Source organism: Massilia timonae CCUG 45783 (assembly GCF_000315425.1).
Classification (GTDB): domain Bacteria; phylum Pseudomonadota; class Gammaproteobacteria; order Burkholderiales; family Burkholderiaceae_D; genus Telluria; species Telluria timonae.
Map to the genome: position 1 here is coordinate 2,038,585 of NZ_JH992922.1, position 16,168 is coordinate 2,054,752.

10 protein-coding genes are annotated in these 16,168 nt (G+C 66.8%); 5 read left to right on the plus strand and 5 right to left on the minus strand.

Annotated elements, in window-relative coordinates; all coding sequences use genetic code 11:
• Positions 1–5: 5 nt before the first annotated feature.
• The 3 genes from HMPREF9710_RS08630 to HMPREF9710_RS08640 form a co-directional block, all read right to left on the minus strand.
• Positions 6–1,799 (minus strand): ABC transporter ATP-binding protein, encoded by a 1,794-nt coding sequence (locus HMPREF9710_RS08630; RefSeq protein WP_005665615.1) that lies wholly within the window; start codon positions 1,797–1,799, stop codon positions 6–8.
• Positions 1,789–3,552, minus strand: a complete 1,764-nt coding sequence (locus tag HMPREF9710_RS08635; protein ID WP_005665617.1) for an ABC transporter ATP-binding protein — start codon at positions 3,550–3,552, stop codon at positions 1,789–1,791. The genes HMPREF9710_RS08630 and HMPREF9710_RS08635 overlap by 11 nt, the downstream gene beginning before the upstream one ends.
• A gap of 124 nt (positions 3,553–3,676) precedes the next feature.
• Positions 3,677–4,405: a phasin family protein gene (locus tag HMPREF9710_RS08640; RefSeq protein ID WP_005665620.1), complete on the minus strand. Its 729-nt coding sequence runs from the start codon at positions 4,403–4,405 to the stop codon at positions 3,677–3,679.
• A 185-nt stretch (positions 4,406–4,590) separates the two neighbouring features.
• Between HMPREF9710_RS08640 and HMPREF9710_RS08645 the strand changes: the two genes are divergently transcribed.
• The 4 genes from HMPREF9710_RS08645 (at position 4,591) to HMPREF9710_RS08660 (ending at position 8,099) form a co-directional block, all read left to right on the plus strand.
• Entirely contained in the window at positions 4,591–5,895 is a 1,305-nt protein-coding gene (locus HMPREF9710_RS08645) for an amidohydrolase family protein (RefSeq protein WP_005665622.1), read from the plus strand.
• A gap of 64 nt (positions 5,896–5,959) precedes the next feature.
• Positions 5,960–6,487: a GNAT family N-acetyltransferase gene (locus HMPREF9710_RS08650; RefSeq protein ID WP_040775250.1), complete on the plus strand. Its 528-nt coding sequence runs from the start codon at positions 5,960–5,962 to the stop codon at positions 6,485–6,487.
• 34 nt (positions 6,488–6,521) lie between these two features.
• A complete protein-coding gene (locus HMPREF9710_RS08655) occupies positions 6,522–7,037 on the plus strand; it encodes a GNAT family N-acetyltransferase (RefSeq protein WP_040775904.1) in 516 nt (171 codons plus the stop codon).
• 75 nt (positions 7,038–7,112) lie between these two features.
• Entirely contained in the window at positions 7,113–8,099 is a 987-nt protein-coding gene (locus HMPREF9710_RS08660; RefSeq protein WP_005665625.1) for a diacylglycerol/lipid kinase family protein, read from the plus strand.
• Between the two features lie 3 nt (positions 8,100–8,102).
• Here HMPREF9710_RS08660 and HMPREF9710_RS08665 read toward each other — a convergent pair whose 3' ends face one another.
• Entirely contained in the window at positions 8,103–11,009 is a 2,907-nt protein-coding gene (locus HMPREF9710_RS08665) for an alpha-L-rhamnosidase-related protein (RefSeq protein ID WP_005665626.1), read from the minus strand.
• The gene (locus tag HMPREF9710_RS08670) at positions 11,006–12,859 is read right to left on the minus strand and encodes a glycoside hydrolase family 13 protein (RefSeq protein ID WP_005665627.1); all 1,854 of its coding nucleotides are present in this window, start codon (positions 12,857–12,859) and stop codon (positions 11,006–11,008) included. The genes HMPREF9710_RS08665 and HMPREF9710_RS08670 overlap by 4 nt, the downstream gene beginning before the upstream one ends.
• 411 nt (positions 12,860–13,270) lie before the next feature.
• Between HMPREF9710_RS08670 and HMPREF9710_RS08675 the strand changes: the two genes are divergently transcribed.
• Entirely contained in the window at positions 13,271–16,150 is a 2,880-nt protein-coding gene (locus HMPREF9710_RS08675) for a TonB-dependent receptor (RefSeq protein WP_005665628.1), read from the plus strand.
• The last annotated feature ends 18 nt before the right edge of the window (positions 16,151–16,168 follow it).

Sequence of the window (16,168 nt, forward strand, 5' to 3'; positions counted from 1 at the left end):
CAAATTCAGACCGCGATCTGCTGCAACAAATACAGCCGCTGATACAAGCCGCCCTCGATCCGCATCAGTTCCTCGTGCGGTCCGGCCTCGGTAATCTTGCCGTGGTTGAGCACGATGATGCGGTCGGCTTCGCGGATGGTCGACAGGCGGTGCGCGATGGCGATGATGGTCACCTTGCCGCGCAATTCTTCCAGGGCTTCCTGCACGATCTGCTCGGTGGCGCTGTCGATGCGCGAGGTCGCCTCGTCGAGCAGCAGGATGCGCGGCTCGCCCGCCAGCGCGCGCGCGATCGCGATCAGCTGCTTCTGGCCGGACGACAAACGCGAACCGCCTTCGCCCAGCTGGGTCTCGTAGCCGTCTTCCAGCGCGGCGATGAAGTCGTGGGCGTGGGCCGCGCGCGCCGCCGCCTGCAGGCGCTCGAGGGGCAGGCCGCGGCCCATGTCGATGTTCTCGCGCGCCGTGGCGGCCAGGATGAACGGGTCTTGCGGCACCAGGCCGACCTCGTTGCGGAAACGCTCGTTGCCGATGCCGGCCAGCGGCAGGCCGCCGATCTCGATGCTGCCTCTACCGGCCACGTAGTAGCGCAGCAGCAGCGACAGCAGGGTCGACTTGCCGCTGCCGGTGTGGCCGACGATGCCGAAGAAGGCGCCCTGCGGCACGTCGAGCGACAGGTCGTGCAGCACCGGCTGGCCCGCCACGTAGGCGAATTCCACGTTGCGCACCCGCACCGCCGGCGCGCCGGCGACGAACGCCGCTTCATCCTGCGCGCGCGCGGGATCGTGTTCCGGCGCGCCCGCTTCATCGAGCAGCGTGTTCACGCGCGCCGCCGCCACCACCGCCTGTTGCAGGCCGCTGAACTGCATCGTGATCTGGATGAGGGGCTCCACCACGCGCGCGATATAGCTGACGAAGGCGTACAGCACGCCCACCTCGACCGCGCCGATCTCGCGCTGGCCGAAGGCGAAGATCACCAGCGCCAGCAGGGCGACGTTGAGCAGGTCGAGCGCGGGCCGCAGCAGGAAGGCGTTGGCGCGCAGCTCGGCCACGCGCGCCGTGTAGTGGCTGCGGTTGGTGCCCAGGAAGCGCTCGCCGAAACGCACTTCGGCATTGCTGGCCTGCAGCACGCTCATGCCGCCGATCGACTCGGCCATCTGGGCATTGATGTCGCTGCGCAGGGCGCGCGCGCGGGTGACCGCCGGCGCCGACAGGCGCTGGTAGAGCCAGACGATGCCCACCACCGCCGGCACCAGGGTCAGCACGATCAGCATCAGGCGCCAGTCGAGCCAGGCCATCGCGATCATGGTGCCGACCAGGACGATCGAGTTGTCGAGCATGACGTACAGGACCTGGATGTACAGGGTCTTGACCGCCTCGGTGTCGTTGGTCACGCGGCTGACCAGCTGGCCGGTGATGGCGCGATCGAAGAAGGCCATCGGCAGGCGCAGCACGTGGCCATAGACCCATTCGCGCAGGCGCTGCACCGAGCGCATCGCCAGGCCCGACAGGCGGATCAGCTGCAGGTAGCGCACCCAGCTCGAGATCCAGCCGGTGACCACCAGGCCGCCCAGCAGCAGGGTCATCTGCGTCCAGTCGAGGTGGCGCGGCAGCAGGTGGTCGTCGATCAGGGCCTTGCCCAGCAGTGGCCCCAGGACTTCGAAGGCCGCGGCCAGGATCAGCCACAGCGTGGCGACGACCAGGTGGCGTTTTTCGGGGGCGGCGGCGCGGCGCAGCAGGCGCGTGGCCAGCTTCGCCTGGTTGCGCAATTCGCCGCGCTCCACGGACGTTGCGTCAGATTGCATCGAGGCTGGCCTCCAGTTGTTGGTAGCGCCACTGGCTGGCATACCAGCCATCCAGCGCGAGCAGTTGATCGTGGGTGCCGGCTTCGACGACGCGGCCGGCCTTGAGCACGACGATGTGGTCGGCCGCGACCACCGCCGACAGACGGTGGCTGGCGATGATGGCGGCGCGCCCCGGCTGCGCCTGGCGCAGCTCGGCCAGGTGCTCGAGGATGCGGGTCTCGGTGCCGGTGTCGACCGCCGACAGGGCGTCGTCCAGCAGCAGCAGGGAACTGGCGGCCAGCAGCGAGCGCGCGATCGCGACCCGCTGGCGCTGGCCGCCCGACAGGGTGATGCCTTTTTCGCCGACCGGGGTGTCGTAGCCGTGCGGGAAGCGCAGGATGTCGTCGTGGATGTCGGCCATCTGCGCCGCCGCGATCACCTCGGCGCGCGAGGCGCCGGGACGGGCCAGCGCGATGTTCTCGGCGATCGAGGCCGAGAACAAAAAGGACTCTTGCGGCACCCAGCTGGTCGCGCTGCGCAAGGCCGACAGGCGATAGGCCTCGAGCGGCTGGCCGGCCCATTCGGCGCGGCCGGCCTGCGGCGTGGCCTGGCGCAGCAGCACCCGCAGCAGGGTCGACTTGCCGGAACCGGTCGGGCCGACCAGGCCCAGGGTCTGGCCCGGTTCGAGGCGCAGCGACACCGCGTCGAGCGCCGGCTGGCGCAGATCCGCTTGCGCGCCGCCATAGGCGAAGGTGACCTTGTCCAGCACCAGCGCGCCCTGGCCGACCTGCTCGACCGTGCCGGTGTCTTCGACCGAGAGCGGGGCGTCGAGCAGCGGTTGCAGGCGCGCCAGGCCGGCGCGGCCGCGTTCGATCAGGGTCAGCACCCAGCCGGCCGCGAACATCGGCCAGATCAGCTGGCCCAGGTACATCGTGAAGCTGGTCAGGGCGCCCACCGTGAGTTCGTTCTGCCACACCAGGTAGCCGCCCAGGCCGAGCGTGAGGCCGGTGGCGGCGGTGAGCGTGAGGCCGACCGCCGGCTCGTAGGCGGCTTCCCATTTCTGCGCCGTCAGGCTGGCTTGCGCGGCGTTGCCGGCAAGTTCGCCGAACTGGCTGGCGCTGCGCCCTTCGAGGCCCAGGGCGCGCAGGGTGCGCACGCCGGACAGCGATTCCTGGACGTGATCGTTGAGGGCCGAGAAGCGCTTGAGCGCATCGCCTTCGGCCGTGTGGATATGGGTCGAGATATACCAGAACGCGAGGCCCATCAGCGGGAACGGCAGCAGCGCGACCAGGGCCAGGCGCCAGTCGACGCCCAGCATCATGATCCCCAGCACCATCACCAGGGTCAGCGTGCCGTCGAAGGCGGCCAGCAAGGCTTCGCCGGCCGCCATCTCGATGGCGTCGATGTCGTTGGTGGCCAGCGCCATCAGGTCGCCGGTGCGCTGGCGCTGGTAGAAGGCCGGGCCCTGCGCCGCCAGGCGCGCGTACAGGCGGGTGCGCAGCTCGACGCCCAGGTTGTAGGCGGCCGAGTACAGCCGGATGCGCCAGCAGACGCGCAGCACGTAGATCGCCACGCCCAGCGCGACCAGTTCGGCAATCCCGAGCAGCAGGTCGTGCTGGCCGAGGCGGTTGGCGGCGAGGGCATCGACCATGGCGCCGACCTTGCGCGGGATGAGGACGGTGCAGATCGCGACGCCGACCAGCATGACGGCCGACGAGGCATAGGATTGCCAATGCCGGCGTACGAAGCCGCCGATCAGCCTGGACAAACTCATTCGAAATCCTTGGAAATGCGCCCGAAAAAAAAGCGGGCCAGAGCCCGCTAGTGTAGTCGTTTTGCCTATCCGGCGCATTTCGCGACGCATTTCGCCGCCTTATTCGCGCATCCTGTCGCGCATCCTATTTGCGGCGCTTCGACGACGTGCCGATGCGGGTGACCGTGGTCGAATCCTTGTCCTCGACCGGAGCCGCGAGCGGTTGCGGCGCCGCTGCCGCCTTCGGCGCGCCCTTGCCGACGGCCTTGGCGATCGGCTTCTGTTCGGACACCGGAACGGGCTCGTCGAGGACGGTCGCCTGCACCTCTGCCGCGCTCGCGATCGGCTCGGGCTGCTCGACCACGAAGGGCTGCGGCGCGGCTGCCGCTTCGGGTAGTTGCTCGATGGCCCCCTCGATCTGCTCCGCGGCCTCTTCGGCGGCCTTGGCGGCGGCCTTCGGGGCTTCCTGCACGACCTCGGCGATCGGCGCTTCGCGCATGACCGACGCGAGCACGGCCGGCGGCGCGGCTGGCGACGCGGCCTCGGCCGCGATCGTGCGCAAACCGTATGGCTGGGCGTTGGCGGTGATGTTGGCCAGTTCGCGGCCATAGTTGAACAGGCTGCGCACCTGTTCCTCGGCGTGGGTGCGCAGCACCAGCAGGTCGCGCGGCTGGGTCGCTTCGATCAGCTGGCGCAGGGTGTGCGAGGAGCGCTCGACCGAATCGCGCGAGGCCGACAGGTTGAGCGACATGAGGCGGCTGGCGTTGTCCAGCGCCTGTGTGGCGAAGGTATTGAAGAAGCGAAACTGCGCATCCAGCTGGGCGCTCAGTTGCCTGGTAGATGCTGCGGACAATTGCTCGGGAAGTGAAGTCATTGGATTTCCTATCGGTCAGTATGGCGCGCTGCAATATCGACCAGTGTACCCACGATTTGCTGGGGTTGCAAAGCACAAAGATGGCTTATTTACCAAGGGTAATATTGCATCGCAGCATTGTTTGATTTTTCTCAAGGACCATGTGCCCGAATTGCTACAATTTACCGATCAATAAGGGAGTTGATATGGATCTCGTGATTCGCAACGCGACCTTGCCCGACGGCCGGCAAGACATCGATATCGGCATCGCCGACGGCCGCATCGCCGTCCTCGCGCCACGCCTCGCTGCCCGGGGCGCGCGCGAAATCGATGCCGCCGGCGACCTGGTCAGTCCACCCTTCATCGACGCCCATTTCCACATGGATGCCGTGCTGAGCTATGGCTTGCCGCGCGTGAATCGCAGCGGCACCTTGCTCGAAGGTATCGCCCTGTGGGGCGAGCTCAAGCCGGCGCTGACCCAGGACGCCCTGGTCGAGCGCGCGCTGCGCTATTGCGACTGGGCGGTGGCGCGCGGCCTGCTGGCGATCCGCAGCCACGTCGACGTCTGCGACGACCGCTTGCTGGCGGTGGAAGCCCTGCTCGAAGTCAAGCGCCGGGTGGCGCCTTACCTCGACCTGCAGCTGGTGGCTTTTCCGCAGGATGGCCTGCTGCGCAGCCCGACCGCCTTCGACAACCTGAAGCGCGCGATCGCCATGGGCGTGGACGTGGTCGGCGGCATCCCCCATTTCGAGCGCACCATGGCGCAAGGCGCCGAATCGGTGCGCCTGCTGTGCGAGTTCGCGGCCGAGCGCGGGCTGCGCGTGGACATGCACTGCGACGAGAGCGACGATCCGCTGTCGCGCCATATCGAGACGCTGGCATACGAGACCCAGCGCCTCGGCCTGCAGGGCAGGGTGGCCGGCTCGCACCTGACCTCGATGCACTCGATGGACAATTATTACGTGAGCAAGCTGCTGCCACTGATCGCGGAAAGCGGCGTGGCGGCGATCGCGAACCCGCTGATCAACATCACGCTGCAGGGCCGCCACGACACCTATCCCAAGCGGCGCGGCATGACCCGCGTGCCCGAGCTGATGGCGGCCGGCGTCGACGTCGCCTTCGGCCACGACTGCGTGCTCGATCCCTGGTATGGCATGGGCTCGGGCGACATGCTCGAAGTGGCGCACATGGGCCTGCACGTGGCGCAGATGACGGGGCTGGAGGCGATGCAGGCCTGCTTCGGGGCGATCACCGAGACGCCGGCGCGCATCCTCGGGCTCGAAGGCTATGGCCTGGCGCCGGGCTGCCATGCCGACCTGGTGATCCTGGACGCTGGTTCGCCGGTCGAGGCGATCCGCCTGCGCGCGGCGCGCCGCCTCGTGCTGCGGCGCGGCCGGGTGGTGGCCGAGGCGCCGCCAGCTGCCAGCCGCCTGTATCTCGATGGGCGGCCCGATGGCGTCGACTTTCGGCTGCCTCAAAGCAACAAGCCCGCAAACCAGGGTGCTCCGTGATTATTTGTGAGATTTCAGGCAAAATAACTGACCGCCGAGTTCTGGCATTTGCATACTGATTGTTGTGAGAGATATTGAAATCCGTCCCGCCGTGGAAGCCGACTTCGAGGCGATCTGGACCATTTTTTGCGCCCACCTGATGGCCGGTGAAAGCTATGTCTTCACCACCGCGACCTCGCGCGAGGCCGGCCATCACTACTGGCTGGGCCAGGGCGTGCACAGCTTCGTCGCCGTGAGCGCGGCGGGGCGCGTGCTGGGCATGTACCGGCTGGTGCCGAACCAGGTCGGGCGCGGCCACCACGTGGCCAACGCCTCCTACATGGTCAGCCCGTCGGCGCAGGGCGCGGGCATCGGCCGCCTGATGGGCGAACACAGCCTGATTGAAGCGCGCAGCCAGGGCTTCCTGGCGATGCAGTTCAACCATGTGGTCAGCACCAATGCCGCCGCCATCGGGCTGTGGAAGAAACTGGGCTTTTCCATCGTGGGCACGCTGCCCAAGGCCTTCCGCCACAAGCGCCTGGGCTATGTCGACGCCTACGTGATGTACCAGCTGCTGCAAGACCCCGACCACTGGCCGACCGCGGACGAGTAGCAAAAAGTCAATCACCAGGCGTATGATCTCGGCCATGACCGAGATTCTCACCACCGACCGCCTGCGCCTGCGCCTCGTCACCCATGACGACGCCCCGTTCTACCTGGCGCTGGCGAACGACCCCGCCTTCATCGAGCATATCGGCGACCGCAAGCTGCGCACCGTCGACGCCGCGCGCCGCGGCCTGGACGAAGGACCGATCGCGATGCAGGCGAAATACGGCCATTCGCTGTACCTGGTCGAGCGGCTGGCGGACGGCGCGCCGCTCGGCCTGTGCGGCCTGGTCAAGCGCGACACCCTGGAACACGTCGACATCGGCTATGCCTTCCTGCCGGAGCACCGTGGATGCGGCTACGCCTTCGAGGCGGGACAGGCGGTGGTGGGCCTGGCGGCGCGGCTGGGCATCCGGCGTCTGGCGGCGATCGTCGCCCCCGGCAATGCCGCCTCGATCGCGCTGCTGCAGCGCCTGGGCCTGCGCCTCGATCGCCGCGCCAGCCTGGCCCCCGGCCAGCCGCAGGTGGACGTCTACCTGGCCGATCTGGATGGTTGAGTAGCGCACCTTGCGCGGATATCGACAGTGATACGATGGCGCATCCACGACGCCCACCTTAGCGAAACGACCCCGATGCCATCCACCGCGCTGCCGCCAGAGGCCCATTTCTACATCGTCCTGAATGCGGGTTCCGGGCATTCCGAGACCGAGGAGCGCATCTCGACGATCCGCGAGGTCATGGACAAGTCGGGCCGCGTCTGCCACCTGGAAGTGGTGGGCAATCCCGAACGGCTCGAAGACATCGCGCGCGAGATGGCCGGCAAGGCGCTCGCCAGCGGCGGCGTGCTGGTCGCGGCCGGCGGCGACGGCACCATCAACACGGTCGCGCACCAGGCGGTGCTGGCCGGCTGCCTGTTCGGCGTGCTGCCGCAAGGCACCTTCAATTACTTCGGCCGCACCCACGGCATCCCGGAAGACCTGGCCGAGGCGGTATACGCGATGCTGCGCGCCGAAGTAAGACCCGTGCAGATCGGCATGCTCAACAACAAGATCTTCCTGGTCAATGCCAGTGTGGGCTTGTATCCGGCGCTGCTCGAAGAGCGCGAGCACGACAAGCGCGAATATGGCCGCAGCCGCCTCGTGGCCTTCTTGTCGGCGATCAAGATGGCGCTGCGGCCGCACCGCCACTTGCGCATCACGCTCGAACTCGACGGCAAGGAAAAACGCTTGCGCACCACGACCTTGTTCGTGGGTAATAATCGACTGCAGATGGAGCAGGTCGGGATGGAAGACCTGACCGAGGCGGTGCAAGAGGGTCAATTGGTGGCGCTGGCGCCCAAACCGATGGGCAAGCTCGGGCTGCTGGGCCTCTTGATCCGCGGCGCTTTCGGCAAGCTCGGCGCGGGCGACGATGTCGTCGCCTTCGCGTTCAAGAGCATGACGGTGCGCACGCCGTCGTTCTATGGACGCAAGCGCCTGAAGGTGGCGGCCGACGGCGAGGTGAGCAAGATGGCGACGCCGTTCGAGTTCAGGGTGCTCGAAGGGCGGCTCAAGCTGCTGGTGTCTTCGAGCGGACGAGGCAAGCCACGTCCGGTCGAGGGCACGTTCGAGACCGCGTGACGCTTATTTCACCCGCAACAATCGCACGCCGTAGATATCGAACCGGTTCGACGGCTCGGCGCCGCCGGCGCCGGTGAAGCTGCGGTTACTGTCGAGATAACTCATATTGTAGAAGTCCGTCATCTCCAGATGGTAGCTGCCCGCCTCGATGCGCGCCGCCAGCGGCGTCGAGTACACGCTCGGCGTGTCCTTCTGCAGCAGCGGCGCATGCGGCAGCTGGATCACGCCCTGGGCCACGACGCGGCCACTGCCATCCTTCAGCGCCAGCCATTTCACGCCGCCGCTGATGCCCAGGTTCACCTGGTTGGCGCCGTTGTGGTAACGCACCTGGAGCCGATAGTCGCCTGGCTGCTCGATGCGGATGCCGTCGACGGCGAAGCGGTCGCCCGGCTTGCCCCAGTCCTTGAGGTGCGGCTGGGCGAAGCGCGCATCGGGCGCCGTCACCTTCAGGTTCGAGGCGATGCGTGCGTCGGTCACGGGAATCTCGATGCCCGCGTCGACGCAGCGCGGCTGGCTGTGGTGGCTGACGTTGCCGCTGTCGGTGTACACGGCCTCGACCGCATAGCAGGCGGTGGCGCTGGCCTTGCCATCGGTCCAGGCCCCGGCCGGCAGCCTGTCGGCCACCAGCTTGCCATCGCGGTAGACGCGGTAGCGCACGGCGGCGGCATTGCCGTTGGCGCCGATCCGCAAGGTGACCGGACCGGAGGCCGCGCGCGCCAGGCCGTCGATGGTCGGCTCGCGCGGGCCGAAGACGGCGCTGGCTTCTTCATGGGGATTGGCGTTGACGCGGCGGATGTCCTGCTGGCCGGCCACCAGCTTGCCGAGCGTGATCTCGATGCGGTTGCTGTCGGCCAGGTCGGCCAGGCGGATGCTGCCGGCGACCCCCTTGCCGTTCAGGACGATGCGCTCGACGGCGTAATAGCCGTCTTTCTCGCTCGCGGCAGGCAGTTGCAGGCGCACGTCGATGCGCTTGCCGTGCAGGCGCAGGTCGTGCAGCGCGATCTCGTTGGTGGCGCCGAAGGTTTCGCGGCGCAGTTTCGACGTGACGAAGGGCCGCAGCGCGATGCCGTCGTCCAGCGTCTCCACGCCGAACACATTCTTGACCACCATGCCGAGATAGCCGCCGACCGACCACAGCTGGCGGCGCGAGTTGATCACCGGGCCGCTCAAGGCCGGATTGTGTTCGTCGAGCAGCAGCGGCTGGCCGGACAGCCACTCGAGGTTTTCCATATTCGACAGGTTCACCGCCGCGCCGCGCATCAGACCGGCGTAGGCCACGTCGGCCACGGCCGTATTCCTGCCCTGGGCCGCCGCACGCAGGCCATAGGCGGTCACGAACGGCCAGCTCGAACGGTTGTGGTAGATCGGCGCGCCGATCTGCTGCGGCCAGATCATCGGGGCGCCCAGCGGGCCGTGCGGATAGCGCGCCAGGATCGAGCGTGCCTGGCTGTCGTCGGCCACGCCGCTGACGATGGCCAGCGCCTGGCCCAGCCAGTCGAACTTGTGCAGCGGCGCGTCGTCCAGGTGGCCGGCGGTGAGGCTGCTGTACATGCCCTCGTCCTTCAGCCACAGGCGGTCGTTGATCGCGCTTTTCAGCGCTTGCGCCCAGCGCGCGTAGCGCTGCGCCTTGTCGTCATCCTGGTGCTCGCGCGCCAGCTTCGCGGCCAGGTTCAGCGCCTGGTACATCACGACGTTGGTCGACAGCGCCTTCGAACTCGCCATCGAGGCCAGGTCGCCCGGGATCCAGGCCGCATACGTCTGGTCGCGCCAGTCGAGGAAGGATTCCTCGCCCGTGTACAGGCCGGACACCGGATCGAAGGCCGCCACGCGGTCGATCTCGATCGTGTTCGACAGCGCTTTCAGGGCGCGCGCCGCGAATTGCGCACGCTCGGACGAGGGCAGGGTGCGCAGCGTTTCCTCGGCCGCCAGGGCCCAGGTGAGGCGGTCGGTGCTGACCGGCCAGCTGCCGCCGCTGCCGGTGTCCTGCACGATCTGCAGGCCGTCCGGCGTGCCCGGGATCTGCGCCGCGGCGGTGATGTCCGGGCGCCAGCCCGAGAGCTTGAAATCGAGCGAATTGCGCACCCGCTGCGGGTCGAGCAGGGCCAGGCCCAGGTCGGCCGCATACGACAGGTCGCGGGTCCAGACGTAGGCCCATTTTTCTCCGGTGGCGAAGCAGTCGCAGTCGATCGCGTTGCCGCCGTTGTAGTTGCCGTCCTTGATCTGGCTGACCGAGTTCTGGCGCATCTCGCGGCCGGCCAGCGCGAACAGGGCGTCGAAGGCCAGGTTGCCGCTGCGTACGCGCGGCAGGCCGTCTTCTTCGGCGTATTCGACGTGCTGCGGACCGGGATCGCGCAGCAGCATGGTGCTCGACTGGACGTAGCGGCGGAGCGGCGCATCCGCATCCGGCGTCGAGTAGCGCACGGTCTCGACCTTGCCGTCCCAGGTCGGCCATTGCTGGGATGCCTGGGCCGCGTGGCCGGCATGCGGATCGGGGCCGCCGCCGCGCTGGGCGTCGGCGATGCGCGTCACCTTGAGTGCGGGCCTGGCGGGATTACGCGCATCGATCGTGAAGCGATAGGTGCCCGGCTGGCGCACGAACAGGAAGGTCTCGGGACCGGACTGCCGCGCCAGGCGGTAGTCGGTATCGGGCTTGACGCTGGTGCTTCGATCCGGATCGATCACCCATTCGGCGCTCCAGTCGCCGGTCCCCAGCTTGAAGGCGTGGTTGCCGGGCATGACCTCGACGTCGGCCTGGTAGATGCCGTCGCCCCTGGCCGCCAGCGGACTGGCCGTGCCCCAGCCGTTGAAGGCGCCGCGCACGTACAGGCCGTCGATGTTCTGGGCAAGGACGTGGGTTGGCAACATGCTGCAGGAGAGCAGGGCGGCCAGGGCGATGGCATGGCGCTTCATCGCGGCGCGTCCAGCTCGAGGACGATGGCCGCGCGCGGCGCCAGCACCAGCTTCTCGCGCAAGTCATAGGTCTTGCCGGTCAGCGCATCGGTGCCGCCGGCCACGCCGGAGAGCATTTCGCGGAAGCGGTCGACGTCCAGCGACATCTCCTTGGCATTGTTGTTGAAGGCGACCAGCACCTTCTTCTCATCGTTGTAGCGGAAGTAGACCCAGGTATTGTCCTGCGGGCCGTAATGCATCATCTTGCCGTGATGGATGACCGGCTGGCCCTTGCGCCAGTTGGCCAGCTTGCGTACGAAATCCTGTGCAGTGCGCTGCTTGGTCGTGAGACCGACGCCCGCAAACGCATCGACCTTGTCGCCGGCCCAGCCGCCCGGGAACGGCGTGCGGTAGGTCGCGTCGTTGCGTTCGCCGACGGCGCTGGTCATGAGGATCTCGTCGCCCGTGTAGAACTGCGGGATGCGCGGCGCCGTCATCATGAAGATCATCGCCATGCGGTACTTGTCGAAGTCTTCGCCCACTTCGCTGTAGATGCGCGACATGTCGTGGTTGTCGGCGAACAGCACCAGGTTGCCCGGCTCCGGATACAGGTAGTCGAGCGACAGCGTCTCGTAGACGTCGGTGAAGACGTTGCCGCCTTTTTTGTCGGCCAGCGCCTTGCGCATCGCCTCGGCCACCGGGAAGTCCATCAGGCTTGGCGTATAGGCCTGGAAGCCGTCGAAGTTCTGCTTGCCGCGCTGCCAGTAGGCCACCACCGGCACCTTGGTCGACCATTCCTCGCCGACCAGGTTCAGGTTCGGGTATTCCGCCATCAGGCGCTTCGTGTACTCGCCCAGGAAGGCTTTGTCGGAATAGCCGAAGGTGTCGATGCGCAGGCCCGACAGGCCCGCGTACTCGATCCACCAGATATTGTTCTGGATGAGGTAGTTCGCCACCAGCGGATTCGATTGGTTCATGTCGGGCATGCTCTTGACGAACCAGCCGCGCGTGAAGTTGTCGGCGTCTTCCTTCGAGCCGTACGGGTCCTGCACCGCCGTGTGGTAATGCTGGGTCGGCACGAACTTGTCGGTGTAGTTGATCCAGTCCGGCGCCGGCAAGTCCTTCATCCACCAGTGCTGGCTGCCGATGTGCGACAGCACCACGTCCTGGATGATGCCGATGCCGTGCTTCTTCGCTTCCTGCGACAGGCGCTTGAAATCCTCGTTGCTGCCGTAGCGTGGGTCGATCTTGTACAGGTCGGTCGCCGCATAGCCGTGGTAGGAGTAGCCCGGCATATTGTTTTCGACGAGCGGCGTCGGCCACAGCTGGGTGAAGCCCAGGCCGGCGACGTAGTCGAGGCGGTCGATGATGCCCTTGATGTCGCCGCCATGGCGGCCCAGGCCGCCCTTGCGGTCGAGTCTGTCGGGCATGCCGTCGACGCTGTCGTTGGACGGGGCGCCGTTGGCGAAGCGGTCCGGCATGATCTGGTAGATCGCATCCTTGCTGGAAAAGCCCTGGCGTTCGGCGGAGCCCGCTTCGCGCTCCAGCAGGCGATAGGTGTAGCTGGCCGTGCGGCCCGCGCCCTTGAAGGCGATGTCGAAGCTGCCGGGCTTGACCTTCGGGTCGAGCGCCAGGTCGATGAACAGGTAATTGCGGTTCGGGGTGCGGGTCACCGAGGCGATGCGCACGCCCGGATACGCCAGCGACGGGTCCAGGTCGGCGATCTTGTCGCCATACACCATCAGCTGCACCTGGGCGTGCTGCATGCCGGCCCACCAGAAGGGCGGCTCCATGCGGGCGATGTCGGAGGTCTGGGCGTGGACGGCGAGCGAAGCGCCGCCGAGCACGAGGCTGGCGAGGAGTTGTCTCATGATTATGGGGCGCTGCTATCGCTATCATCGGCCAGGTAGTAAGACTACAAACCTATGCCGGAAGAATGCGAAACGGGCGCAAAGTGTTGTTGTGTTGGCGAAAGCGTACTATAGAAATCAGCTGCCAACAATCAATACACCCGTGCTGCCTCTAGTAGAACTACGGTCGAGAACCTTTACTGAATCTTAAGATTTCCTTTAGAAACGGTGCGAATATTGCGGCGGCACGGCGAAATGCGCGGATTTTCGTAGCTCAGTTACAACGCGCGCGACACTGTTTTTTTCGAAACCTGCGATCATGCTCAATACACACAGTTTTCCGACTGCAAGATCTAGTTTTAGTACAGCAGCGTAGTCGGGGACTGATAAAAATTGTCGGGCAATGAGCCCCGCCTTTCACCGAGGAGACACATGAAAGCTACCGCCACCAGGCGCGCCGGCAAGTCGGCGCGTACCGCATTCCCGTTGAACCCGTTCGCCGCGGGCTGCGCCGTCCTGCTGTCGGCGCTGGCTGGCCAGGCCTTCGCGCAGGCATCCGGCAGCGAAGCGCAGAGCGCCGTCGCGCCGAACACCCCGACCGCCGCCGCTACCGGCGAAGTCATCGCCACCCCGGCCCCGGCCCCGAGCGTGTCCACCGTCACCGTGACCGGCATCCGCCAGGGCATCGAAGCGGCGATCTCGGTCAAGCGCAATTCCAATTCCATCGTCGAAGCGATTTCGGCCGAAGATATCGGCAAGCTGCCCGATTCCTCGGTGGCCGAATCGATCGCGCGCCTGCCGGGCGTGACCGCCCAGCGCAGCCGCGGTTCGGGACGCGCGTCCGAGATCTCGGTGCGCGGCCTGTCGCCGAGCTTCAACGGCACCCTGCTCAACGGCCGCGAAATGGCCTCGACCGGTAACGCCCGCAATCCTGAATTCGACCTGTTCCCGTCCGAGCTGATGGGCGGCGTGGTGATCTACAAGACCCCGGACGCGAGCGTGATCGGCTCGGGCCTGGCCGCGACCATCGACCTCAAGACCGTGCAGCCGCTCGACTTCGGCAAGCGCGTCGTCGCCGTCAACTACAAGAAGAGCCGCCTGGGCGTGCGCACCGCCGAAGAAGGCGATGGCGACCGCTTCTCGCTGTCGTACATCGACCAGTTCGCCAACCGCACCTTCGGCATCGCGGTCGGACTGACCTCGTACGACGAGACCGGCGGCGAACAGCGCAAGTTCGACGCCTGGGGCGGCAACACGGCCGAGCTGCCATACAACGGCCAGAACGTGCGCGTGCCGACCGGCTTCACCGCTGACACCGAGACCGGCTACCACAACCGCGACGGCGCCTTCGCCTCGCTGCAGTGGCGCCCGAACCGCAACTTCCGCTCGACCCTGGACCTGTTCTACTCGGCCGGCGAAACCGGCTTCAAGCGCACCGGCCTGGAAGGCGCGATCGGCAACAACGAATCGGGCCGCTACGACCCGGTCGGCGTGCTGCAGGACGTCACGGTCTCGAACGGCATCGCCACCAGCGGCACCCTGACCAACTACAAGGCCGTCATCCGCAACCACATCGAAGCGGCCGAGGACGACCTCAAGACGGTCGGCTGGAAGAACGAGCTGAAGCTGGGCGACTGGAATACCAGCGCCGACCTCACCTGGTCCAAGGCGACCAAGCTGAGCTCGCGTTATGAAACCACCGCCGGCCTGCCGGGCAACGCCGTCAACCTGGACACGATCTCGTGGACCGGCTTCAATGGCCTGAACTACGCCGATGTCGCCTACCGCACCGGCCTGAACTATTCCGATCCGAACGTCGCCCAGCTGACCGACGTGAACGGCTGGTCGGGCACCGCGGCCGAGCCGCTGGCGCAGGCCGGCTACCTGGCCCAGCCCCATATCGCGGACACGCTCAAGGCGATCCGCCTGAACGCCAAGCGCAACGTCGAGTGGGGTCCGGTCTCGGCCTTCCAGGTCGGCTACAACTTCACCGATCGCGAAAAGCGCCGCACCGGCGAGGAGGGCCGCCTGATGATCGTCGGCGGCGACCTGTACGGCGCCGTGCCGATGCCGGGCAGCACCCCGAACACCGCCGGCACCACCGGCATCCCGGTCGCTTCCTGGAACCCGCTCGGTTCGCTGGGCGCCGTGTACGAGCTGGCCGAGAAGGTCAATGCCGACATCTTGACCAAGCTGTGGGACGTCAAGGAAACCGTGCAGACCGCCTATGTGATGGGCGACCTGAACGGCCAGCTGTTCGGCTTCGACTACCGCGGCAACGTCGGCACCCAGTTCGTGCACACCAAGCAGACCGGCGGCGGCTACAACAGCGGCAACTGCACCGGCGAGACCGCGGCCTCGTGCCCGGTGGTGCGCGCCGAAGACACCGCCGACTACTGGAACGTGCTGCCGAGCCTGAACCTGTCGTTCGACCTGAACAACGACCAGGTGCTGCGCATGGGCGTGGCCAAGGTGCTGTCGCGTCCGAGCCTGGACGACCTGCGCGGCGGCATCGGCTTCGGCGTGAACACCAGCGTCGCCAACCCGTTCATCAGCGGCGGCGGCGGCAACCCGCTGCTCAAGCCGTTCGAAGCCAAGTCGTTCGACCTGTCGTACGAAAAATACTTCGCCAAGAAAGGGTATGTGAGCGTGGCCGGCTTCTACAAGAAGCTCGACAGCTTCATCCTGCGTACGCCGTCGGAATACGACTTCGCGCCATGGGTCACGTCGACCACCCCGCTGCCGACCTCGGGAACCTTCGAAGGCTCGACCATCGGCGTGCTGAACCGTCCTGAAAACGGCGAAGGCGGCCGCATCCGCGGCTACGAGCTGGCGGTGAACGTGCCGCTGGACATGGTGCACGCGTGGCTGGACGGCTTCGGCGTGCTGGCCAACCACTCGTACACCAGTTCCGCGATCGACATCCCGGCGCTCGGCTTCGGCAACGTGCAGACGGCGGCGCAGTCGATCCCGCTGCCGGGCCTGTCGCGCAAGGTCAGCAACCTGCGCCTGTACTACGAAAAGAACGGCTTCCAGATCGCCGCCGCGGCGCGCAAGCGTTCGGACTTCCTGGGCCAGTCGCCGGACTTCTCGGACACGCTGCAGTACACCTTCGTGAAAGGCGAGACCATCGTCGACTTCCAGGTGTCGTACGAGATCCAGAAGGGCTTCGCCAAGGGCCTGTCGGTGTTCGCCCAGGCGAACAACTGGAACAACGCGCCGTACCAGGAGTACACGGATAATCCGGATTCGATCACCCGCCGCGTCGTGTACGGCCGCACCTACCAGTTCGGCGCCAACTACAAGTTCTGATCGCGGCACGCACTACAA

Excerpts from the sequence above, each read along its gene's own strand:
- HMPREF9710_RS08660 (WP_005665625.1), top strand. The coding sequence starts at position 7,113 with ATGCCATCCACCGCGCTGCCGCCAGAGGCCCATTTCTACATCGTCCTG.
- HMPREF9710_RS08675 (WP_005665628.1), top strand. The coding sequence starts at position 13,271 with ATGAAAGCTACCGCCACCAGGCGCGCCGGCAAGTCGGCGCGTACCGCA.
- HMPREF9710_RS08630 (WP_005665615.1), bottom strand. The coding sequence starts at position 1,799 with ATGCAATCTGACGCAACGTCCGTGGAGCGCGGCGAATTGCGCAACCAG.
- HMPREF9710_RS08635 (WP_005665617.1), bottom strand. The coding sequence starts at position 3,552 with ATGAGTTTGTCCAGGCTGATCGGCGGCTTCGTACGCCGGCATTGGCAA.
- HMPREF9710_RS08665 (WP_005665626.1), bottom strand. The coding sequence starts at position 11,009 with ATGAAGCGCCATGCCATCGCCCTGGCCGCCCTGCTCTCCTGCAGCATG.
- HMPREF9710_RS08645 (WP_005665622.1), top strand. The coding sequence starts at position 4,591 with ATGGATCTCGTGATTCGCAACGCGACCTTGCCCGACGGCCGGCAAGAC.
- HMPREF9710_RS08655 (WP_040775904.1), top strand. The coding sequence starts at position 6,522 with ATGACCGAGATTCTCACCACCGACCGCCTGCGCCTGCGCCTCGTCACC.
- HMPREF9710_RS08670 (WP_005665627.1), bottom strand. The coding sequence starts at position 12,859 with ATGAGACAACTCCTCGCCAGCCTCGTGCTCGGCGGCGCTTCGCTCGCC.
- HMPREF9710_RS08640 (WP_005665620.1), bottom strand. The coding sequence starts at position 4,405 with ATGACTTCACTTCCCGAGCAATTGTCCGCAGCATCTACCAGGCAACTG.